Consider the following 22,200-nt stretch of genomic DNA (forward strand, 5'->3'; position numbering starts at 1 on the left):
CGAAGATCATCGTCTCCCTTTTTTATGGTGCATTCTGGCTTTAATCATTTTTAAAAAAGCTTTCCTGTCCCACTCTTCTGGCTCACCACTTTCCACCCCTTCTTTTAATCGCGCTTTTAGGGTGTCCAGTTGCGTATTAGCCTGCTTTTCACGTCCCGTCCCGCACCATTTCGCTTTGCGTACGGCAGTCGCCTGATTCATTCAGTGATTCAACAAACTTACGAAGTTCATCAGCTAAATCAAACGCCTGGTACGCGCCACTATCGTTATCTGATGTAAGAGTATTTCTTACATCCTGGCTTATTTTTGGGCAAGGCTGAACAGGCGATGTGTCATGGATCAGGCTGAAGGTGGCGTAGTGCGCGCGAAACTTTCGCGCTTAAACAGCGTTTCGGCCAGCTTGACCAGCGCCGGGCGATTCACGCACCAGTTAGGCACCACACGGCGGAAGTTGAGATAACCAATCATGCAGCCCACAGCGATATCGGCCAGGTTAACCTGCTCACTGTTGAGGTGTTTTTTCTCGGCGGCATTTTTTTCCAGCATATCGAGGCCACGCTGAATTTTCTCACGGTTGCGCAGCAGTACCTCTTCAGATTGCAGATCGCCGGGACGCAGTTGTTCCCGCACGATCACCAAAGCTGCATCGCTGACGCCGTCCGCCAGCTTTTCCAGTTGGCGAATGTGTAAGGCTGCAAGGGGATCATCAGGTAATAACGCGGGTGCGTCGCCACGGAGTTCGAGGAATTCGGCAATAATTGAGGAATCAAACCAGATCTGCTGATCGTCAGCTACCAACGCAGGCACTTTCCCTAACGGATTGTATTGAGGAACGTGGCTTTCATCGCTGTAGGGCGATGCATTTACGAACTCAAATATGATGCCTTTTTCCAGCATGATGATGGAAATCTTACGTACAAACGGGCTGGTATAGCTGCCAATCAGTTTCATTAATGGCCTCCAATAGACGTTTAACTACCTACACGACTTGCCTGAAAATTACTGTTCACCCGGAAATAAGAACGGATTGAGGCTGCTACGAGCAAAACCTTCCTGTTCCATGCGTGCATCTAACACCAGCGAGGCGAGATCGTCCGCCACGGGGTCAACCGCAGGATTTTTTTCCTGATACAACAGCTTGAGATAAGTGCCGCAATCACCACAACTTTCCGCTTTCACTGCCGCTCGCTCGCTGTCCAGCGACCAGTAATGCAGATCGCGTGTTTGCTCGCAATAAGTACATTTGTTGTGCGTAACATACCATTCGCTTTCGCACAGATTGCAGTGCAGATAGCGTGAACTGTCGTTAGGGTCCATGTGAACGACGCTGGCAACGGGCTTGCTGGCGCAAACCGGGCAGAACTGACGCTGTTCGCCATATTCGGCACGCGCTTTGCCAGGGATCAGCGACGCCATTTGCGCCCAGTAAATCGACAGCGCTGCCCAAATAAACGGGGATTTGTCGCTGCTGACCTGCGCAAATTCACCTGCAAACAGCGCGCTGGCAAGCGTTTCCAGCTCGCTTGCCGACGCCTTTTCCAGATTCTCCAGCACCGCCAGCGCCTGACCGCTCATCTCTGGTTTAAGTTCGGCAATCAGCGAGTGCAGCAAACGGTGCCAGTGCAGGTCACGCGGCAAAGTGTGAATATCCAGCGGCGGTTTCTCTTCGCTGGCGCTTTGTACCAGTCGGGCATGCAAATCCATGTGGAGCGGATGATCATAAAGGACAATCTCTTGCGCCTCGGCAATGACCGCGGCAAAGCGCAGATAGTCACCCAGTGGATTTTTTGCCGCCAGATCGCGCAATCGCGCCGCGCGTCGACTGTATAAATTTTTCAGCCTGGGGAAAAGTAATGGCGGAATCATCTCCGCCGTCGTTTTATCGCTCTTCTCCGGCTGGTCTTGCGGGATTATGCGAATACTCATCAGGGGCGTATTTCCTGTTTTTTTGGCCGATTACGCTGCTTACGATACCCGCGAGGATGCTGCTGTCTCGCCCAGTTTAACGAGACCCAGCCTTCCGCCATCGCAGTAAGGGTGCCTTTGACCCAAAGCGCGGCATAAATGTGCACCATAATGACGATAAGCAGTGCCGCTGCCGACACCGAATGCACCACCAACGCCAGGCGAATCAACGGAATGGCAAACGCGCCAGCAAAGCAAGGGCGCCAGATGACAATGCCGCTGACAAGCAGCAGGACTAAGCTGATGATAGCAGCCCAGAACCGACCTTTCTGACCAAAGTTATCTCTACCGGTGTCACCGTCCTCTTCGTTCAGGGCGATTTTATCGATGTTTTTTGCCCAGAACCGATCTTTCCAGTTAACCAGGTTATGTTTCCAGTAATACATAAACATCAGTATGAATGCAGTAAATATCACGACACCAACACCAAGCAGAACGCCAGAATTTAGTGATTAATGCGCGGTGTAGCGTACAAAGCGATCGCGCTTTTTCATGACGGGTTTCTTTATCGTTACCGCTTTGTGCTGTTAGCTTGTCGCCGTTGCGGTGTGGGTTCAGAATAAGCGGTGGCTTGAAAAGCGACGCGATAACGCCTTTTATTCATTGTGGTTTTAGTCGGACAAAGACAAAGTGAAACGAAACGAAGCGGAAAGTGACATGAACGAGATCGAGATCGTGGGGCTGCAAAAAACCCAGGTCTGGCAGCGCAGCGATTTAGCGCAATCACAAGCCGATTGGTTAGCGGAAGAGGTGCCGGTGGCGCTGGTCTACAACGGTATTTCGCACGTTGTGATGATGGCGACACCCAAAGATCTTGAGGCATTCGCGCTGGGCTTTTCGCTTTCAGAAGGCATTATTGATGCGCCCAACGAGATTTTTGGTCTGGATGTGGTGCCGAACTGCAACGGCATAGAAGTGCAGATTGAGCTTTCCAGCCGCCGTTTTATGGCGCTAAAAGAGCAGCGCCGAGCGTTAGCTGGCCGCACGGGCTGCGGCGTGTGCGGTGTCGAACAGTTGGATCAGATTGGTAAACCGGTCACGCCGCTGCCTTTCACTCAGACTTTTGAACTGGCTAATTTGGATCGGGCGTTAGGGCAGCTGAAAGATTTTCAGCCGGTTGGCCAGAGAACCGGCTGTACGCATGCAGCGGCGTGGATTCAACCCAACGGCGAACTGGCGGGCGGGAGTGAAGACGTTGGACGTCACGTGGCACTGGATAAGCTGTTGGGCTATCGCAGCCAAACCCACTGGAATCAGGGCGCGGTGCTGGTTTCCAGCCGCGCCAGTTATGAGATGGTGCAGAAGTCAGCGATGTGCGGCGTTGAAATCTTGTTTGCCGTTTCTGCGGCAACACGCCTTGCCGTTGACGTGGCGGAACGGTGCAATTTAACACTGGTTGGCTTTAGCAAGCCGGGTCGCGCGACCATCTACACCCATCCACAGCGGCTGATTTAAACCATTAACACCTGCGGCAAAACCTGGTGTAGCGCCTCAAGCGCCGCAGGTTTGTCGCCGCCATTATCGGTAATCAACAAATCAATCTCTTGCGGTGGCGCGTACACCGTGCGGCTAACCACGCCTAACTTGCTGTGATCGGCCAGCAAATAGCACTGTTTTGACTGGTTCACCATGGCGCGGGCAATGGCGGCTTCATGGAGATGAAAGCTGGTTGCTCCGCTTTTTGCGTCAATGCCAACCGGTGAAAGCAGGGCGACATCGGCACGATAACGCATGATCTCGCCAACGGTAATCTCACCGCGCGTTTGATGTGCGCCTGCGCTCATATTTCCGCCCAATAAAATAATCTGATTATTCAGGATCTCATGCTCTTCACCCGCGCTAAGCGCCAGCGCGGCTTGCAAGCTGTTGGTCAAAATGGTCAGGCCGGACATGGTGCGTAGCGCTTCTGCCAGTAACGTGGTGGTGCTGCCAGCATCCAGAAACAGCGTTTGACCTGGCTGTAATAATTGCGCTGCCGCTTGAGCTATCGCCTGTTTCTCTTTCGCTTGTGCTGCTCGACGCACGGTTAGCGGCGGCTCCGGCTGCGTAGCAATGGCCACTAAACCACCATGTACCCGGCGCGCCAGCCCTTGGGCTTCCAGCTCAATGATGTCGCGCCGCGCCGTCTCACGTGAAATGCCCAGCTCTTTGATGATGCGCTCAGTACTGACTTGATTGAGCGTACTCAACAAGGCGCGAATACGGTGAAGGCGCGTTTCCTGCAACATGAAAAATTCCTTATGAAGCGTTCAGAGATACCTTGAACATCTGCCTAAGCTTACCTGAGCGCAGTAACGGCGTCATGTGTATTTAGTTGTATTTGTGTATTTGGTTGCATTTAAAATAAAAGCAGGCAAGATGGCTTTATCAGCTGCATCCCTTTTACCTTCGCAACGGGAGTGATCATGGTTACGCGTTCTACCATCATGGATACCAACAGTTTTCGGGCAGAAGATGCTGAGGCGCTGGACGTCGATACGCGAAAGCTAACCGATAAACGCAGCAAAGTGCTGGGCGAATCGTATCGCCTGTTCTACCGCAAACCGGTGCATCTGGTGCGCGGCGAAGGGCAATATTTGTGGGATGCGGCGGGTGATAAATATCTCGACGTTTACAACAACGTGGCGAGCATCGGGCATTGTCATCCCGCAGTGATTGACGCGGTCACGCAGCAGATGAAAATGCTGAATACCCACACGCGTTATCTGCATGAAAACATTCTCAACTACAGCGAAGAATTGCTGGCGACCACGCCGGATGAGATCGATCGCGCCATGTATATGTGCACGGGTTCAGAAGCCAACGATTTGGCAATTCGCGTAGCGCGTGCCTTTAGCGGCGGAACTGGCATCATTGTTACCAAAGAGGCGTATCACGGCACCAGCGAACTGACATCAGGCGCGTCGCCCGCGTTGGGAAGCGGTCAACCTTTGGCAGCGACCACGCGTTTAGTGATGCCGCCGGATGCGTATCGTGTCGATGCGCCAGATTTAGGCGAATGGTTCGCCACTGAAATTCAAAAGCAAATCGATGACATGAAAGCACACGGCATTAAATTTGCTGGCTTCCTCGCGGACTCGATTTTCTCCTCAGACGGCGTGTTGCCTAACCCGCGTGGCTTCCTGAAAAAAGCGGTCGATGTGGTACATGCCAACGGCGGTATTTTTATCGCTGATGAAGTGCAGCCAGGCTTTGGGCGAACCGGTGATGCGTTCTGGGGCTTTGGTCGTCATGGCGTGGTGCCAGATGTGATTACCACCGGTAAACCGATGGGCAACGGCATTCCTGTTTCTGGCCTGCTGGCGAAAAGCGATGTGCTGGCGGCGTTCAGCGACGAGATTCCTTACTTCAACACCTTTGGTGGTAATCCCGTGGCGATGGCGGCGGCGCAGGCGGTATTGAAAGTGATCAAAGAAGAAGGGTTGCAAGAGCACAGCCGCGTAGTGGGCGCGAAGTTACACGCTGAGTTGAGCAAATTAATGGCGCGATTTGAATGCGTCGGTGACGTGCGCGGTGCCGGATTGTTTATCGGCTTTGAGCTGGTAGAAGATCGCAGCAGCAAAACGCCGGACAAAACACTGGCATTGAACGTGATTGAGAAACTCCGTGAGCATCGCGTGTTGACTTCAGTAGCCGGGCCTTACGGCAACGTATTGAAGCTGCGCCCGCCGTTGGCATTTCAGGAAAGCGATATTGACTGGCTGGTTGGCGCATTAGACAAATCACTGCGCGAATTAGGCAAATAACAGGAAAATGTAAACCGGCGGCGTAATTGCCGCCGGTTTACTGTTACGCCGCCGTCTCGCGGGCGAAAATCGATTCCATCTTCTGCCAGGCTTCCGCGACATCATTATCCAGATTGAATAAGCCGGATGTCCCCACGATAAACACCTCTACGCCAGAAGCGGCGACCTGTTTAAAGGTTTTGGCGTTGCAGGAACCGTCTATCTCAGTCAAATAGTGAAAGCCATGCTCTTCACGCATCTCAATCAATTTGCGAATTTTATCCAGCGTTTCCGGGATGAATTTTTGTCCGGCAAAACCGGGATCAACTGACATTACCGTCACTTTATCTAATAAATGCGCATATTCTCGAATGCTATCAGCGGGTGTTGCCGGGTTTAATACCACGCCGCAGCGCCGACCCGCCTCTTTGATCTGCGTTAATAAGCGAAATATTTTATTGTTCGCGGTTTCCGGGTGAAAGCTAATGATATCTGCACCGGATTCAATGCACATGGGAATAATATCTTCTGGATGATTAACCATTAGATGTACATCAATCGGGACGTCTGTGATTTTTCGCAGGTGCTCAATAAAGAAGGGCGACAGCGTAATATTTTTAACGTAGCTGCCATCCATAATATCAACATGGTAAAAAGCTGCGTAATTATTCATGGCTTCAATCTGTTCGCGAAAGCGGGTTAAATCCATGCACATCAGCGAAGGGGAAAATTTGGCGATCATAGTGATTCCTCATTATATGAGCGACTTAGGGCCGCTCATCACCTCAATGGAAGAAAGAGATAATGTGGCCGAGAATAATGCCGACAATACCGAAGTCTGCATCACCAAACGTGGTGGAAGCGAAACCGAGATCGCCCATGAGCGGCAGCAAAATGGCGGGCAGGAAAGAGATCAGTAACCCCTGAACGAAGGAGCCGATTACCGCACCACGGCGTCCACCGGTAATATTGCCGTACACGCCTGCGGTGGCTCCGCAGAAAAAGTGCGGAACAAGGCCGGGAACAATGACGCTCAAACCAAATAGCGGGCAGAGAAACATGCTGATCAGGCCAGCGGCAAAGCTACACAGAAAGCCAATAATCACGGCGTTTGGCGCAAACGGGAATACCGTTGGGCAATCCAGTGCGGGTTTTGCATCTTTAACCAGTTTGTCAGCAATACCTTTAAAAGCTGGCACGATTTCGGCAATCACCATGCGTACACCAGCAAGGATGATATAGACGCCTGCGGCAAAAGTGATTGACTGAATGATGGCGAAGACAATGAAGTTCTGCCCGTCACTGACTTGCGTTTCCGTGAACGTTTTGCCTGCCACCAGCACCAGCGCGATAAACAGAATCATCATGGTCAGCGAGATGGCAACGGAAGAGTCACGCAGGAAGTTCAGGGTTTTCGGTACTTTTAGCTCTTCAATGGAAGGGCTGCCTTTACCCACCACTTTGCCGACCAGCGCAGCCAGCAGATAGCCGCTTGAGCCAAAGTGGCCCAGTGCCAAATCATCCGAGTTGGTAATTTTACGCGTAAACGGCTGCAAAATGGCGGGAGAAACCACCATCATGGTGCCGAGAATCAGCGCACCAATAAACACCAGCCAGAAACCACTGATGCCGCCCACCGACAAAATCACCGCCAGCATCGCTGACATATATAAGGTGTGATGGCCGGTCAGGAAAATGTATTTCAGCGGCGTAATGCGCGCCAGCAAAATGTTCACCAGCATACCGAATACCATGATCATTGCGGTTTCAGTGCCGTAATTCTTCTGCGCCAGCGCCGCCATTGCATCGGTATTTGGCACCACGCCCTGAATCGAGAAGGAGTGTTCAAACAGTTGGCTGAAAATGGTGAGCGTGGCGGCAATTAAATTGGCCCCGGCAATAAGAATAACAAAACCCATGATGGTTTTTAGGGTGCCTGAAATAACATCGCTGATCGGTTTCTTTTGCAATAATAAACCGATCAGTGAAAACAGGCCGACAAGTATTGCAGGTGTTCCAAGAACATCCTTAATAATAAATTGCAGCATAAGCGGCTCCATGCAATATCCATCATAATTTACGTTGCATGTGCATTGGCCTCGCCCATTTAGCGCATTAACACGTTTGTCTGTGTGATAAGCAGCGATGGGCTTGCCGAATTATTGCAGCGAAAAAGAGTCAGGATTTTGAAATAAGGTAATTACAGGTTTTCAGCCAGGATCTCTTTAATACGTGCGTTATCCAATAAATTGGTTAAACCAAATAGGGGGGCGCTGTGGCCTGCGAGTTGTTCGGCAATATCCTTGGCAGCAATAATCAGATCAGCCTGTTCTGATTTGGCCGAGGTTAAATCGGTATGGCTGACGTCAGCTTCTTTACCTAATTCCGCCACAATCTTTTTCACGTTCATTTCAACAATAAAGCTGCTGCCTAAACCGTTGCCACACACAATCAGTACTTTTTTCATGTTCGTTATCTCTGGTGATTTACGAGTGAATAACCGCCTGAATGGCGGGTAAGGTATTTGCCGACAACAGCTGTTGCAGGCGTGAATCATCGCTGAAGAGTTCAGCCAACGCGGTAATCATCTGGATATGCTCTTCGCCAGAGAGGGCGCACAGCATAATCACCACGTAGACAGGATCGTTTTCATCCGCATCAAAATTAACGCCGTTCTTCACATGCAGCAGCGACAGGCCATTTTTATGTGCGCCCTGTTCTGGTCGCGCATGCGGCATGGCTAATCCTGGCGCCAACACGTAATAGGGGCCGATTTCAGCATGTGACGTAAAGATAGCGTCGAGGTAAGCGGGCGTAATCGCGCCTTGTGCCAGCAGCGGTTCAGCAGATTTACGTACCGCGTCTTGCCAGTCGATAACATCGTCAACGATATGAATCGCATCAGCGTTAAGCCATTGAGTAAGCATCTTGAGTTTCCGTTGGTGGCTGAATGACCTGCATTCTGGGTGATTTAGTGAACGACTTTCTGTGATGGTAGTCACAAAAGTTAGCGCTAACACGAATATTGTTAAAAACTGTGTTATCGCTAACATTTTGTGTGATCGTGATTGCGTTGTTTGCAGCACGCTGACAGGCTGAGTTTTTCTGATTTCCTGTTACTCACTCAGGGATAACCAAAAGTGTGGCTTTTAACATGGCGCGACGCCCTAATTAATCTTAAGCTGCGTCCAGTTGAAAAAGGCTAGCCAGTCAGGAGAACGCATGGCAGAGAAGCGACGGCGCAGTACTGGCAAAAGTACGTTAGCCGATGTTGCCCGTTTAGTGGGTGTGAGTACGATGACCGCCTCGCGTGCGTTGCGCATGCCAGAAAAAGTCTCTGCTGATATCCGTGAAAAAATCGATGCGGCAGTAATTGAGTTGGGCTATGTGCCTAACGTGCAGGCACGTAATTTGGCTTCAGCATCCTCACGATTAGTCACGATGGTGGTGCCGTCTTTTGCCACGCCAGGCTGCGCGGCGGTATCCGAAGCCTTGCAGGAAGTGCTGCGTCCGCAGGGATACAATATGATGTTGGCTGAAGCGAACCATTCGGCGGCCGAAGAGAGCGAGCTGATAGAGATGCTGCTTTCCTACAACCCAGCGGCAATGGTGCACTTTAACTTTGATAACGCTTCTGACGCGCATCGGCTGCTGAGTAATTCCGGTTTGCCTGTGATTGATATTGGCGGTGTACATCATGATTCCACCGGGATCAGCGTCGGCGTTGATTACGCTAAAGCGATTCGCCAACTGGTGCAAAATCTGGTTGATCGTGGCTATCGCAACTTAGGTTTACTCTGCACCCAAACCAACAGTACCGTTTTCAGACAACTGCTAAATGGCTGGCACAGCGGAATGTTGGCGATGAATCAGGCACCGCATCGTGTTGTTACCTCACCGAAGCCGCCAACCTTCGCCACCGGGCACGCACTGCTGGCGGAAATTCGTTTGACGTGGCCTGAACTGGATGTGCTGATTTGCACCACTGAAGAGGTGGCTTGCGGCGCGATCATGGCTTGCCACGCGGCGGGCATCGCCATTCCCAGCCAGCTAGCGATCGCCAGTATTGGCGGCGGACAGTTATCTGCGGTCTGTTCGCCACCCCTGACCAGCGTAGCGCTGCCCTATGAAGAGATGGGGCGAATGGCGGGTAAGCGTCTGTTAGCTGCACTCAACGGCGACGAACCGCCCGTTTTCAATGAACTTCCCGTGACGCTAAAAATGCGCGCCAGTACCGGCAAGCCTTAAAAACAAGGGTTTGCTTTTGCCAGCCCATTCAAATCCTTATGCTTAATGGGGCATTGATTACCCTTTTATGGATCATGAATTTAACTATAATGATTCGACTGCTTACGCGGCACGCTCACAATCAAGTGCTGCTCAAACACTAAATGGAGAGGAAGAACATGAGTTATTCACTGCCATCCCTGCCTTACGCATACGACGCACTGGAACCGCATTTCGACAAGCAGACGATGGAAATCCATCACACCAAACATCACCAGACTTATGTCAACAACGCCAACGCGGCGCTGGAAGGCACTGAATTTGCCGATCTGCCGGTGGATGAGCTGATCACTAAACTGGATCAGCTGCCAGCAGACAAAAAAGGTCCACTGCGTAACAACGCAGGTGGCCACGCTAACCACAGCCTGTTCTGGAAAGGCCTGAAAATCGGCACCACGCTGCAGGGCGACCTGAAAGCCGCCATCGAAAAAGATTTCGGTAGCTTTGAAAAATTCCAGGAAGAATTCGAGAAAGCGGCAGCGACCCGTTTCGGTTCTGGCTGGGCGTGGCTGGTTAAGAAGGGTGATAAACTGGCTGTGGTTTCAACCGCAAACCAGGATAACCCACTGATGGGCGAAGCGGTTGCCGGCGTGTCTGGTTTCCCAATCATCGGTCTGGACGTGTGGGAACATGCGTACTACCTGAAGTATCAGAACAAACGTCCTGATTACATCAAAGCATTCTGGAACGTGGTTAACTGGGACGAAGCAGCAGCACGCTTCGCTTCAGCGAAGTAATTTAACCTTAGGTTAAATTCGCCATGATGAACCGGTGGAAGAAATTCCATCGGTTTTTTTATGTTCTTTATCGGGCTAAAGCCTGCCATAACCTCTGTGCATTGCATTTTACGCCGACAAAATGCCCATCCAATCCCGCTGCGCCAATTAAAGTCTTGTCCCGTCCCAACCGATAGAAGATTTCAGCAGTAACTATTATCCGCCTCAGTAAATTTTTGTGCGGAACTGCCAACACCATCCTCATCATGCAATTGAGCAACGGGACTTCAGATCATCATGATTAAGGCATTCAGACGACGTATCGAGAATTTACGAGTAGGGAAGAAGCTAGGCGTTGGCTTTGGATTGGTTTTGATTTTAGCCGCAGTCATTGCAGTGGCTGGCATCGACCAGTTTCGCGACATTCAGGACCGGAATGCGAAGATCAATTACAGTCTGGAGATTAGCGCAGCTGTTAACCAGGCATTGGCTGCGCAGCGCCATTATCAGGCTGATTACGCTGAAGAAAATATCGCGCAAAGCCAGAAGTACCTGCAACAAGGCCTGGCGTCTTTCAATGAAATGGAAAACACCTTGTACTGGAACGCGGAGATGCGTGCCTGGCTCGACACGTTTCCTGGCCTGGTCAAGGCGTATCAGCAATCACAGCAGCAGTTCGTTGCGGCTGTTAATGCACGCCAATCGATCAGAGAGAGTTGGAATTTGTCGAAAAGCGAAGCCGCTTTTCAGGACATAAAGCAGGAATTGAGCCTGGGCGCTGACTTGATGTTGCAGTTGCAGATGAGCAAGCTCGATCACGCGTTGCTCGATGTCCACTATACGGTGCGCGGTGTTGCGGCCGACCCAAATGAAAACAGCGCTGCGAGGCTTTCCACTGCAGCCGATAACGCCGCCGTGATGCTGGACACGTTTGCCAGCCTGGTCACACCGCAGCAGGAGCAGGCGCTGCAGCCGCTGAAAAGTCAGCTCATTCGCTATAAAAAAAGCGTTCTCTCCTATGTTCCTGCTTCTGCTCAGCAGCAAAAAGCCGCAGCGGACATGTCGCAGCAGGCGAAGAAGATGAACGATTTAGTCGAGCAACTGGTGAAGCGTGAAGTGGACATCGCCTCCAGCAGCGTTAAAAAAGGCATCAATATGATGGTATTGGTGGCGTTAATTGCTTTGCTGATCGGCTGTATCATCGCTTTTTGGATCTCCCGTCAAATTACCCGGCCGCTGCGCGACACGTTGCAGGCAACCCAGCGCATTGCCGAAGGCGATTTAACCCAGCATCTCACCACCGATCGACGTGATGAGTTAGGATTGCTGCTCGCCGCCGTAGGTGCGATGGGAGACAGTTTGCGCACCATGATCGGTGAGATTCGCTCGGGTGTATTGGAGGTGTCTCACGCTGCAACGGAAATCAGCGCGGGCAATATTGATCTCTCTTCGCGTACCGAAGAGCAGGCCGCGGCTGTGGAACAAACCGCTGCCAGCATGGAACAGCTGAGCTCAACGGTGAAACAAAATGCTGATAATGCTCATCAGGCCAGCAAATTAGCGGCAGAAGCGTCAGACACGGCGCAAACCGGTGGGCGTCAGGTGGCGGCGGTTGTCGAAACCATGCAGCAAATTACCCAAAGTTCGAAACGCATTGCTGATATCACCAGCGTTATCAATGGCATCGCTTTCCAGACCAATATTTTAGCGTTAAACGCAGCGGTTGAAGCTGCACGCGCAGGCGAGCAAGGTCGTGGATTTGCCGTGGTGGCCAGCGAAGTCCGTAATCTCGCCCAGCGTTCAGCCCAGGCGGCAAAAGAGATTGAAGCGTTAATCGCCGAGTCGGTTGAACGGGTTAATAGCGGTGAGAAACTGGTAGAGAGCACCGGTAGCACCATGCAAACCATCGTGACGTCGGTAAGTCACGTGCGTGACATCATGGGTGAAATCGCGTCTGCCTCTGATGAACAGAGCCGGGGAATCAGTCAGGTTTCGCAAGCGGTAGTGGAAATGGACAACACCACGCAGCAGAACGCCGCTTTAGTCGAGCAATCGGCGGCTGCGGCCAGTTCGCTGGAAGATCAGGCTGCGGCATTGGCGCGTGCAGTTTCTGTTTTTCGCCTAACAGAGTAGCCAGAACCGGTATCCGCACCGCGCAAGATCGCTACCCCGATATTAAAGCGAGCACCCGCTTTGCCTACGCACGTCGCCGCTGATGAAGGTTGGGAACAATTCTAATTTTATAAACTAAACGTAAACAAAAGGGAGAATCTTACTTCTCCCTTATTAACTTCGCCTGGCATTAACTCGCCGTTGATAATTCTGGCCGTACTCTTAGCGACATTGCCATTTAAAGGTGTGACGCTACCATGTCTATTATTACCACGCATGAGGCGAATAAAAGTTCGTCCGCTTCGCTGTTTTTTCCGTTAATCAGTGGGAAATATATTCCAAATAAACTGTGGCTGAGTAAACGCTTCCGTTTTAAATTTGCCTTAAGGTCGTTAATTTCACCGATAACAACGTTACGTTATTTACATCAGCTTTCACATTTGCCACAGATCGATCAGATGATGAACCTGCAAGGCCTGTTGCCCGCTAAGCTGCATCGTCCTTATTTGCGGGCGGGATTCAGCGTGGCGGCGCGTGCGCAGGCTATCCTTGATCATTATCAGTTTATTGAACAGCTGAAAAATATGCCATTGCGTCAGCTGCTGCAAAGTGCCGGAGATAATGTTATCGCGACGTTTTTGGGCAAAACTGGCGAGACGTTTTTAATGACTTGTAGCCCAGGTTATTACGATCGTGAAGGTGAAGTCACGCTAGTGCTGCGCTATCAACAGCAGGTGATTGCCTCGCTCTCGTTTTCAATTATTAATGAAAATCAACAGCGAACATTATTAATTGGCGGGTTGCAAGGCCCACGAAAAAATATCAGTAATGAGGTTATTCGTGAGGCGACTAAAGCGGCACACGGCGTATTTCCTAAACGTTTATTAATGGAGGCGGTGTTTATTTTTGCAGAACAATGTGAGGCGAATAAAATAGCCGCTGTCGGAGAAAATACGCATGTCTTTAGCAGTATGCGTTACCGTCACAGCAAAAGTGGCCATTTTTTTGCCAGCTACAGTGAGTTTTGGTTATCACTCAATGGCGAGGCGCGCGCAGATGGCTTGTTCACGCTGCCGTTAAACTTGCCGCGTAAATCTTTAGAAGATATTGCCAGTAAGAAACGTGCCGAATATCGCCGTCGCTACGAACTGTTAGATGGTCTGGCGGAGCAGGTTTATGCCGCCGCCGGACAGCGCAAAGTCGATCAGGCCGCAGCCTGATCCAAACTCAGAACGCGTTTTTAGCGAAACCTGTCATGACTTTCAGGTCCATTTCACGTCCCAGCGCGGTCATTGGATGCACCACAACCAGGCCGCGCGCGCTTTTCTTCAGCGCGCCTAAGTTCGCCTGCTCTTTCTTGGTAATTTCGCGGCTGAACGGCAGCTTTTGCAGCTTCTGTGCTTCCACACTCAGCTTCTCGACGCGCTGGTTACGCAGACGCTCGATCTCAATAACCAGGGTTTCTTTCTCTTTTAACAGCGCACCCAGCTTCTCTATATCACCCGATTCCAGCAGCAGCGGCTCTTTACGGTTCAGGGCGTCCAGCTGATCGCTGAGGCGTTTGATTTCGTTCTTTTCTAGCTCTTTCATGACCACAACTCGTTGAGGAAAACAGGCAAAGGATACACCAAATTCGGCGCATATTCTCGGTGAGGTTAGGGTGATAACAGGCGGCAATGCGCCTGTTGAGGTTTAGCCGTTGGGCTTTTTAAACGCCTGCTTCAGGCTGATGCGGGAAATCAGCTCGGTGAGCGACAGCACCATGGTGGAACGCACCATCTGTAAATAGCGCTGCTGCTGCATGGCGCGAAGCTCCGCGTCATCGGGATGAAAGGCCGGTACGGGCGGCCACGCCGTTACGCAATGCAGCTCGCCAAAAGGGCCGAGAATCTCATCGTCAGTGAAGCGATAATCACCCATGTCGTGATTCAGCTCTTCACGTAAGGCGATCAGCAGTTCACAATCTTCATACTCATGGCGATTGATCACGCCGAGGCCGTAAATCAACTTGAGCCGCACCGGCAACTCACCCAGCGGACCATTGCCGAGCAGCAACGGTTCAACTGCGTATTTTACGGCGTAGTCGTCTTTACGAAATACCTGTAATACCAGCAGATTAACCGCTTCGGCCAACAGCTCGACAGCGGCGATCAGAAAGCTTCTCACCGAGCGACCGGCGTTCAGGCGCTCAAGCACCCGGTTTTCAAAAGCTTGCTTCTCTTCCATTATTGCCTGCATGGGTTCAATACTGCTGTTGGGCGCAGGCGAACTGCGCCCGACTTGCTTCGCTAACACGCGTGCATCATGCCATAGCGTTATAGGCGCTCACCACCGAAGCCACCACTTCGCTGTCGGCCTCAAGGCCTGAAATCTCTGCCAGCGTGGTTTGCGGACCTTTCTCCTGCAACAGCGCGGTTAATTCTTGCGCCTGCGGATCTTGCTCGCTGCGATAGTGCATGGCAGCAGCAATGCCCTGAACCAGATTGGTGTGCGGCAGTTGATATTCCAGCGTGCCCAGTGTGGGCTTGATCAAACGATCGCCTGCGCTTAGTTTACGCAGCGGTTGGCGACCTACGCGTTCAACATCATCTTTCAGATAAGGATTTTCGAAACGTCCAAGAATTTTCTGGATATAAGCGGCATGTTTGTCGGCTTCAAAACCGTAACGCTTGATCAGCACCGCACCGCTCTCTTCCATCGCACCTTTCACCACGGCGCGAATTTTTTCATCCAGAATGGCATCGCGAATAGTTTGGTGGCCGGCTAACTGGCCGAGATAGGCGGTAATCGCATGTCCGGTATTCAGGGTAAAGAGTTTGCGCTCGACAAATGCCATCAAGTTGTCGGTCAGTTCCATACCGGGAATAGTAGGCAGATCGCCTTTGAACTGGGTTTTATCAACAATCCACTCGCTGAAGGTTTCAACGGTGACTTCCAGGGGATCGTTGCTGCCCGCTTCTGAAGGCGGCACGATGCGGTCTACCGCAGAATCCACGAAGCCGACATGCTGCTCCAGCCATGCATGATATTGCTCTGGCAGCGCCTTGAGCACATGCTGTTTCAGCTGGCTGGTGCCGCGCACCATGTTTTCACAGGCGATAATGTTTAATGGACGGGAATTACCGTTGTCGCTGCGCTTGGCCAGGCCTTTCGCTACGCTGCCGGCGATACGCTCCAGAATCTGTGGGCCAACCGCCGTGGTAACGATATCAACCTCTGAAATCAGCGTAATGATCTCATCACTGGTGCTGTTGACCGCGCTTACGCCCTTGACGATTTCGACTTTAGCCTGCTCGCCTACAACATGAACGGGATACTCATGACGCGCGTTTAGTGCATCCAGCACCGCCTGATTCACATCTGCAAACACCAAGTCGATGCCTGCATCAGCTAACAGTTTGCCAATGAAACCACGGCCAATGTTTCCTGCTCCAAAATGTAACGCTTTCATAATGTTGACCCATTTAAAAGACGATGGGGCGAGCATGTCCACCCCGGAATTCGGGGCGGGCTTACCCACCCCAGGGAAAATAATCTGTCAGAACGCTGTTCTGAACTGTGCGCTAACTATACGGTTGCCGTGCTGCCGGAAAGCAGATCCAACACTTCCTGGACGCTGGTCGTGTTGGCCAGCTTCTCGATCACCGTTTCGTCGTCCAGCGCATTGGTCAGGCTGGTAATCACCTGGATGTGCTCGTTATTGCGGGCTGCAATACCGATGACTAAACGCGCAATATCTTCTGGCTCTTCACCAAACAGCACACCCGCCGGATATTGGCAGAACACTACACCGGTTTTCAGTACGCGATCTTTGGCTTCCACGGTACCGTGCGGCACCGCAATAGATTCACCCAGATAGGTTGGCGTCAGTTTCTCACGCTCCAGCATCGCTTCAACATATTCAGGCTCAACATAACCGCCTTTTACCAGCTGTTCACCCGCAAAGCGAATGGCCTGCTCTTTGTTGGTCGCGCTTTTGCCAAGGAACACGTTGTCTGCGCCCAGTTTGAACAGATGCGCATTGCCTTCATCGTAGCTATCAGCCAACGTTTTTTGCACAGTACCGCGATGGGTTTCGCTGCGATTAGCTGCAACCAATCGCTCAGTCAGCGTGGCGTACAGCGCGCTGTCGAGGAAGTTATTCAGCGAGATATGCTGCGCATGCGGCGCCTGACGAATGGCACGTTCAGTTAGATCGCGGTGAGTAATCACCAGATCCACATCGCCCGGCAGGGCGTTGATCGCGGTATTCGTTACCGACACACTGCTCAGGCCAGCGTCCTGCACTTTCTTACGCAGTACACCTGCGCCCATGGCGCTTGAACCCATTCCCGCATCACAAGCGACAATGATTTTACGTACATGGTTCAGGTCAACGCTCATGGCATCGCTCGCGACAGCCGCTCCGGCTGCACCCGCAGCGCCCTGGCCTTTAGACTGCGCTTTCATGTCCTGCATGCGCTGGGTTGCCGCTTCAATGTCGTCGTCTTCTTTCACTTTGCTGGTTTTCAGCAGAATGGCCGATACCACGAAGGAAACAGCAAAGGCAGCAACGATCGCAGCGATGTTAGCGAAGTAGGCTCCTTTTGGCGTCATGGCTAACACCGCCAGGATAGAACCGGGTGAGGCGGGAGAAACCAAACCGCCATTCAGCAGAGTCAGCGTGAACACGCCAGTCATACCGCCGAGGATGACCGCTAACAGCAGGCGCGGCGCCATCAACACATACGGGAAGTAAATTTCGTGGATACCACCGAAGAAGTGGATGATTGCCGCACCGCCCGCAGACTGTTTAGCACTGCCACGACCAAAGAACATGTAAGCCATAAGCACACCCATTCCTGGGCCTGGGTTCGCTTCAATCAGGAAGAAAATAGACTTACCGGCTTCACTGGCTTGTTGGATACCCAGCGGCGAGAAAATACCGTGGTTAATCGCGTTATTGAGGAACAGGATTTTCGCCGGTTCAACAAAGATGGAGGTCAGCGGTAGCAGGTTATTCTGCACCATCAGATTCACGCCAGCGGCGAGAATATGCGACAGACCTTCAACCAACGGACCAATAGCCATAAACGCCAGCAGCGCCAACAACATACCGATGATACCGGCAGAGAAGTTGTTAACCAGCATTTCAAAGCCGCTTTTGATCTTACCGTCAATGGCGCGGTCGAATGATTTGATCGCCCAGCCGCCCAGTGGACCGGCAATCATTGAGCCGAGGAACATCGGCATATCCGCACCAACAATCACGCCCATGGTGGTAATTGCACCGACCACACCGCCGCGATCGCCGCCAACCAAGCGTCCACCGGTAAAACCGATCAACAGTGGCAGCAGATAGGTGATCATTGGGCCAACCAGCTTGGCCAACGTTTCGTTTGGAATCCAACCTGTTGGTATAAACAGCGCGGTGATGATGCCCCAGGCGATAAACGCCCCGATGTTTGGCATCACCATATTACTCAGAAAGCGACCAAAGCTTTGTACTTTGACCTTCACCGATGAGGACATAAACCCACCCCTTATTGAGACGCGCTGCAATAGGAGAGCGCGTTTGTTTTTGTTAAGTGACCACGGCGGGGAGCCGTTGGTATTACTGTATGCACGCGGACTCTATCACGCGAATATGACGCTGCGTAGCACAGGGGAAAAGTGTGATTCATATCACGCAATTACGGTGGCGTCAGGGGTGATTTAAGTGATGGCGATCACAAAAAAGTGCTGTAAGAAAAGTACGATGGCGATTATTTGAACGGAAACAGGGTCGTTATGTGAGTTGTGTCACCTTTTGGGTGGGACGGTTTGTTGCTGTTATGTGATTCAGATCACAAACAATCGTTGGTCGAAAATGCGTCAGTTCACACTTTGTGGGGGAGTCATTTTGAAGAGAGAGAATTTGGAAAGAAAGGACAGAAAAGAGAGCAGGGCAAACCTCAAGATTTGCCCTGCTTGATATCTTATTGCGGGCTGCCCTGCACAGCATTTTGTGCCTGGGTCAGTGCTTGTGCATTCGCTGACAAATTGCTCATTAATGTATTGTATTGCGTGGCCTGATCCTGCGTTGGGAACTGGACGCCGCCATCGTTGAAGCTCACGCGATTACCTTGTGTCTGCAAGAAGTCACCGGTTTGCACCGCGCCCTGGCTCAACGCTTGCAGTTTCGGCAATAACGGAATCAGCACATTAGCGGGCTGCGTTACCACTTTGTCATAAGCGCTGTCGTAAACTTTCTTCAAGTCGTCCGACTGTTTCAGCGAGGCTTTGCTGCTGTCAGCTTGCATCTTAGCGCTTTCAATCTGCTGCGTAACAATCACTAACGCGCTGTTAGCCTGACGCAACGAATCACGGCGAGTGAGATAATCTTGCGGCACGCGAATCGCAGATAACTCATCAACCACGGGGCGCATGCCTTGTTCAACCGCTTTGTTCGCCTGCTGAGAGAAACCATAAATGATGGCGTAATCGCTCGCGAATTTACCGAAGGTCTGCTTTTGGTTTTCGCTCAGGCTCGGTAAGTGCTCACCGCTGCGCATCACGGTATTTTGGAGAAAATCGCTGAAGGCTTTGCGCTGATCGCCTTCTTTATCACCACACGCGGTGAGTTGCAGCACGATAAGCGCGCCAGCAAGCATTATGCCGCTGCGCGTCCAAAGGCGGGAAAGTCCTGAAGCCATTCGTTCAACTCCTGTCAGTAAACGGGCTGATGTCTATGTAACAATGGCCTAAAGAATAGAACAAACAAGGGAGCGCACACAACGTGAAACCCGCGCGGTTGATCAGGAGAGAGCCACACTTCATCCCTTCCTTGTGTAATGCGCAAAGGAAGGGATGCTTAAGGTGCTTAATAATCAGCGTTAAAGACGTAATGCTGGGCGCTTTTCAGAGCAGCACACCAGACGATTAATAAACCAGCGCTTGACCATCTTTACGGCTTTCGGTTGCGGCAATATAGAAACCTTGCGGATCGCGCACAATCACTTGCGCACCGCCAAAGTTATAGCTGCTCAGCGGATCTTCCAGCACCACGTTGTGTCCCATGCGGCGTAGCGTACTTAACGTATTGCGATCGATGGTCGATTCAAACACCACTTCACGCCCTTGCACCACACGCCAGCGCGGCGCATCAATCGCGGCCTGCGGGTTTTGTTTATGTTTCATAATGCGTAACGCCAGTTGCAGATGTCCTTGTGCCTGCATCGGTCCACCCATCAGACCGAATGACATCAGCGGTTGGCCCTCTGCATCCAGCGCAAAGGCGGGAATGATGGTGTGGAACGGACGTTTATTTCCTGCCACCACATTAGGATGATCGGCATCCAGCGAGAAGCCTGCGCCACGGTTTTGTAGGCTAATGCCGGTTCCCGGCACGACGACACCTGAACCGAATCCCATGTAGTTTGACTGAATAAACGACACCATCATGCCGCTAGCGTCGGCGGTTGAGAGATAAACCGTGCCGCTCTGCTGCGGTGATCCAAAGGTGAAGTCACCCGCTTGCCTTGGATTAATCAACGCCGCACGCTGTTTAAGATAACCTTCGCTTAACAGCAAATCGGCTGGGAATTCGAGGTGATCTTCATCAGTGACGTAACGCTCTAAATCCACCAATGCCAGCTTCATCGCTTCAATGGAAAGATGCAGCCACTGCGGCGAATCGGGGGCATATTGTCCAATATCCCACTCTTCCAAAATGCCGAGCGCGATCAGTGTCGCAATGCCCTGGCCGTTTGGCGGCAGTTCCTGTACAGAACCGCCAGCAAAGGGATGCGACAGCAGCTTCACCCAATCAGCACGATGATTTTTTAAATCTTCCAGCGTCAGCGCGGCGTTGTGCTCGCGGGCAAAAGCAGCAATCTTTTCCGCCAGTTCACCGCGATAAAAACTTTCACCGTTGCTTTCGGCGATCTTTTGCAGCGTCTCAGCTTGTGCTGGATTACGGAACAGCTCACCGATGCGCGGCGGGCGGCCTTCCGGGGCAAAACACGCGGTGAAGCCTGGCTGGTCTTTCAGTTTTTTGTAGCCGCGCTGCCACAGCTGACCAATCAGCGGCGAGACCGGAAAACCGTCGCGCGCGTATTCAATTGCCGGTTGTGCCAGTGTGGTCAGCGGCAAGGTGCCAAAACGTTCAGCCAGCGTAACCCAAGCCGAAACAGCGCCGGGCACGGTGACGGCATCCCAGCCGGTTTCGGGCATTTGGCTGTGACCCGCAAATCGTTCTGGGCTCCACGCCGCTGGAGCGCGTCCTGATGCGTTTAATCCGTGCAGCTCTTTGCCGTCCCAGATAATCGCGAAGGCGTCGCTGCCAATGCCGTTGCCGGTTGGCTCCAGCACCGTCAACGCAATGGCGGTGGCGATCGCGGCATCGACTGCGTTGCCGCCTTGCTGCAACATGCGAATACCCGCTTGCGCCGCCAGCGGCTGCGAAGTGGCAACCGCATTGCGGCCCATCATCGGGGCGCGATGAGAGGGATAGCTGACATCAAAATCTAATGCTTCTTTCATAATGATTCCTTTTATTCAGTCGTTACGCGGATCAAGCGCATCGCGCAATCCGTCGCCGAGCAGGTTAAAGCCCTGCACGATCAGAAAGATGGCAAGCCCAGGGAAAATCGACATCCACGGCGCTTGCTCCAGATAGCCTTTGGCAGTATTGAGCATCGCACCCCACGAAGGCGAGGGCGGTTGTTGTCCCAGCCCGAGAAAGGAGAGGCTGGCTTCAGTAATAATGGCGGAGGCGATAGCTAAGGTAGCCTGCACCAAAATCGGTGACATCACGTTAGGCAGCACGTAGCGCAGGATAATCCAGCGATCCGGCAAACCAATCGCTCGCGCGCCGTCGATATACTCTTCATGACGAATGGCGATCACCTGACCCCGCGTCAGACGGGCAAAGATCGGCATCGCCGACAAGCCAATGGCGATCATCGCATTAGTCAAACTCGGCCCAAGAAACGCGCCCAGCGCAATGGCCAGAATCAAGAACGGACAGGCCAGCAGCGCTTCGATAAAGCGTGAAATAATGCCGTCACACCAGCCTTGCCAGTAACCCGCGATCAGCCCAAGCGGCACGCCAATCAAAATAGCGATCAGCACCGAAATACAGCCCGCCAGCAATGAGGTACGTGCGCCCCAAATCATACGCGACAGAATATCGCGGCCTAATTCATCGGTGCCAAGCCAAAACAGTTCCGACGGCGGTTTGCGCACCGCCAGAAAGTTCGCCTTGATCGGATCGGCGGGTGCCAGCCACGGCGCGAAAATGGCTATCGCGACAAACAGCGTGACGATCACCGCGCCAATCAGCGCGCTTTTGTTACGCAGAAACTTCTTCAGCACCCGGCTGTTAGCACGTAGCAGCGGTTTTGCGGCGCCTGCCGTCAGCACTTCGCTCATGA

The 22,200-nt window shown here is 52.1% G+C and carries 20 protein-coding genes and 2 pseudogenes; 6 read left to right on the forward strand and 16 right to left on the reverse strand.

The window, feature by feature from the left end; genetic code table 11:
* Nucleotides 1-6: 6 nt before the first annotated feature.
* The 4 genes and pseudogenes from SC127_RS01560 to SC127_RS01575 form a co-directional block, all read right to left on the reverse strand.
* A pseudogene (locus SC127_RS01560) lies at nt 7-205 on the reverse strand (ribbon-helix-helix domain-containing protein).
* A 134-nt stretch (nt 206-339) separates the two neighbouring features.
* On the reverse strand, nt 340-951 hold the full coding sequence (locus SC127_RS01565; protein WP_243079769.1) for a glutathione S-transferase: 612 nt from the start codon (nt 949-951) through the stop codon (nt 340-342).
* 48 nt (nt 952-999) lie between these two features.
* Nucleotides 1,000-1,926, reverse strand: coding sequence for a formate dehydrogenase accessory protein FdhE (fdhE, locus tag SC127_RS01570; protein ID WP_332624927.1), 927 nt, complete (start codon nt 1,924-1,926; stop codon nt 1,000-1,002).
* Nucleotides 1,926-2,387: pseudogene (locus SC127_RS01575) on the reverse strand (formate dehydrogenase subunit gamma); the annotation flags it as partial. The pseudogene SC127_RS01575 and the gene fdhE, both read right to left, overlap by 1 nt.
* 235 nt (nt 2,388-2,622) lie before the next feature.
* Here SC127_RS01575 and fdhD point away from each other — a divergent pair.
* Nucleotides 2,623-3,420, forward strand: a complete 798-nt coding sequence (gene fdhD / locus SC127_RS01580) for a formate dehydrogenase accessory sulfurtransferase FdhD (protein WP_243079767.1) — start codon at nt 2,623-2,625, stop codon at nt 3,418-3,420.
* On the opposite strand, the gene SC127_RS01585 is transcribed toward fdhD, so the two are convergent.
* Nucleotides 3,417-4,193 (reverse strand): DeoR/GlpR family DNA-binding transcription regulator, encoded by a 777-nt coding sequence (locus tag SC127_RS01585; protein ID WP_243079766.1) that lies wholly within the window; start codon nt 4,191-4,193, stop codon nt 3,417-3,419. The genes fdhD and SC127_RS01585 overlap by 4 nt on opposite strands.
* Before the next feature lie 177 nt (nt 4,194-4,370).
* Here SC127_RS01585 and SC127_RS01590 point away from each other — a divergent pair, with 177 nt between their 5' ends.
* The gene (locus SC127_RS01590) at nt 4,371-5,711 is read left to right on the forward strand and encodes an aspartate aminotransferase family protein (protein ID WP_332624928.1); all 1,341 of its coding nucleotides are present in this window, start codon (nt 4,371-4,373) and stop codon (nt 5,709-5,711) included.
* Between the two features lie 43 nt (nt 5,712-5,754).
* Here SC127_RS01590 and alsE read toward each other — a convergent pair whose 3' ends face one another.
* From alsE to SC127_RS01610, 4 genes are all read right to left on the reverse strand, one after another.
* On the reverse strand, nt 5,755-6,432 hold the full coding sequence (gene alsE / locus SC127_RS01595; RefSeq protein ID WP_243079764.1) for a D-allulose 6-phosphate 3-epimerase: 678 nt from the start codon (nt 6,430-6,432) through the stop codon (nt 5,755-5,757).
* Nucleotides 6,433-6,475: 43 nt separating this feature from the next.
* Entirely contained in the window at nt 6,476-7,738 is a 1,263-nt protein-coding gene (locus tag SC127_RS01600) for a PTS ascorbate transporter subunit IIC (protein WP_215848041.1), read from the reverse strand.
* 152 nt (nt 7,739-7,890) lie between these two features.
* Nucleotides 7,891-8,157, reverse strand: coding sequence for a PTS sugar transporter subunit IIB (locus SC127_RS01605; protein WP_243079763.1), 267 nt, complete (start codon nt 8,155-8,157; stop codon nt 7,891-7,893).
* A gap of 19 nt (nt 8,158-8,176) precedes the next feature.
* Nucleotides 8,177-8,617, reverse strand: coding sequence for a PTS sugar transporter subunit IIA (locus tag SC127_RS01610; protein ID WP_332624929.1), 441 nt, complete (start codon nt 8,615-8,617; stop codon nt 8,177-8,179).
* Between the two features lie 295 nt (nt 8,618-8,912).
* Here SC127_RS01610 and SC127_RS01615 point away from each other — a divergent pair, with 295 nt between their 5' ends.
* The 4 genes from SC127_RS01615 (at nt 8,913) to SC127_RS01630 (ending at nt 14,025) form a co-directional block, all read left to right on the forward strand.
* On the forward strand, nt 8,913-9,938 hold the full coding sequence (locus tag SC127_RS01615; RefSeq protein WP_243079761.1) for a LacI family DNA-binding transcriptional regulator: 1,026 nt from the start codon (nt 8,913-8,915) through the stop codon (nt 9,936-9,938).
* Nucleotides 9,939-10,096: 158 nt separating this feature from the next.
* Complete coding sequence (sodA, locus tag SC127_RS01620) at nt 10,097-10,714, forward strand: superoxide dismutase [Mn] (RefSeq protein WP_243079760.1); 618 nt, start codon at nt 10,097-10,099, stop codon at nt 10,712-10,714.
* Between the two features lie 276 nt (nt 10,715-10,990).
* Nucleotides 10,991-12,826, forward strand: a complete 1,836-nt coding sequence (locus SC127_RS01625; protein ID WP_332624930.1) for a methyl-accepting chemotaxis protein — start codon at nt 10,991-10,993, stop codon at nt 12,824-12,826.
* A gap of 236 nt (nt 12,827-13,062) precedes the next feature.
* Nucleotides 13,063-14,025, forward strand: coding sequence for a VirK/YbjX family protein (locus tag SC127_RS01630; protein ID WP_332624931.1), 963 nt, complete (start codon nt 13,063-13,065; stop codon nt 14,023-14,025).
* Between the two features lie 7 nt (nt 14,026-14,032).
* Here SC127_RS01630 and SC127_RS01635 read toward each other — a convergent pair whose 3' ends face one another.
* From SC127_RS01635 to SC127_RS01665, 7 genes are all read right to left on the reverse strand, one after another.
* Entirely contained in the window at nt 14,033-14,395 is a 363-nt protein-coding gene (locus SC127_RS01635) for a YibL family ribosome-associated protein (RefSeq protein WP_243079758.1), read from the reverse strand.
* Between the two features lie 102 nt (nt 14,396-14,497).
* Nucleotides 14,498-15,043 (reverse strand): mannitol operon repressor MtlR, encoded by a 546-nt coding sequence (mtlR, locus tag SC127_RS01640; protein WP_215848364.1) that lies wholly within the window; start codon nt 15,041-15,043, stop codon nt 14,498-14,500.
* A 64-nt stretch (nt 15,044-15,107) separates the two neighbouring features.
* Complete coding sequence (gene mtlD / locus SC127_RS01645) at nt 15,108-16,256, reverse strand: mannitol-1-phosphate 5-dehydrogenase (protein WP_332624932.1); 1,149 nt, start codon at nt 16,254-16,256, stop codon at nt 15,108-15,110.
* A gap of 116 nt (nt 16,257-16,372) precedes the next feature.
* Nucleotides 16,373-18,316, reverse strand: coding sequence for a PTS mannitol transporter subunit IICBA (locus tag SC127_RS01650; protein WP_332624933.1), 1,944 nt, complete (start codon nt 18,314-18,316; stop codon nt 16,373-16,375).
* Between the two features lie 446 nt (nt 18,317-18,762).
* Nucleotides 18,763-19,479 (reverse strand): DUF3053 domain-containing protein, encoded by a 717-nt coding sequence (locus SC127_RS01655; RefSeq protein WP_215848032.1) that lies wholly within the window; start codon nt 19,477-19,479, stop codon nt 18,763-18,765.
* 226 nt (nt 19,480-19,705) lie between these two features.
* Nucleotides 19,706-21,307: a gamma-glutamyltransferase family protein gene (locus tag SC127_RS01660; RefSeq protein ID WP_215848031.1), complete on the reverse strand. Its 1,602-nt coding sequence runs from the start codon at nt 21,305-21,307 to the stop codon at nt 19,706-19,708.
* Nucleotides 21,308-21,322: 15 nt separating this feature from the next.
* The gene (locus SC127_RS01665; RefSeq protein WP_215848030.1) at nt 21,323-22,198 is read right to left on the reverse strand and encodes an ABC transporter permease; all 876 of its coding nucleotides are present in this window, start codon (nt 22,196-22,198) and stop codon (nt 21,323-21,325) included.
* Nucleotides 22,199-22,200 lie beyond the last annotated feature (2 nt).

The organism is Pantoea sp. T14, assembly GCF_036663535.1.
Taxonomy (GTDB): Bacteria; Pseudomonadota; Gammaproteobacteria; order Enterobacterales; family Enterobacteriaceae; genus Pantoea; species Pantoea phytostimulans.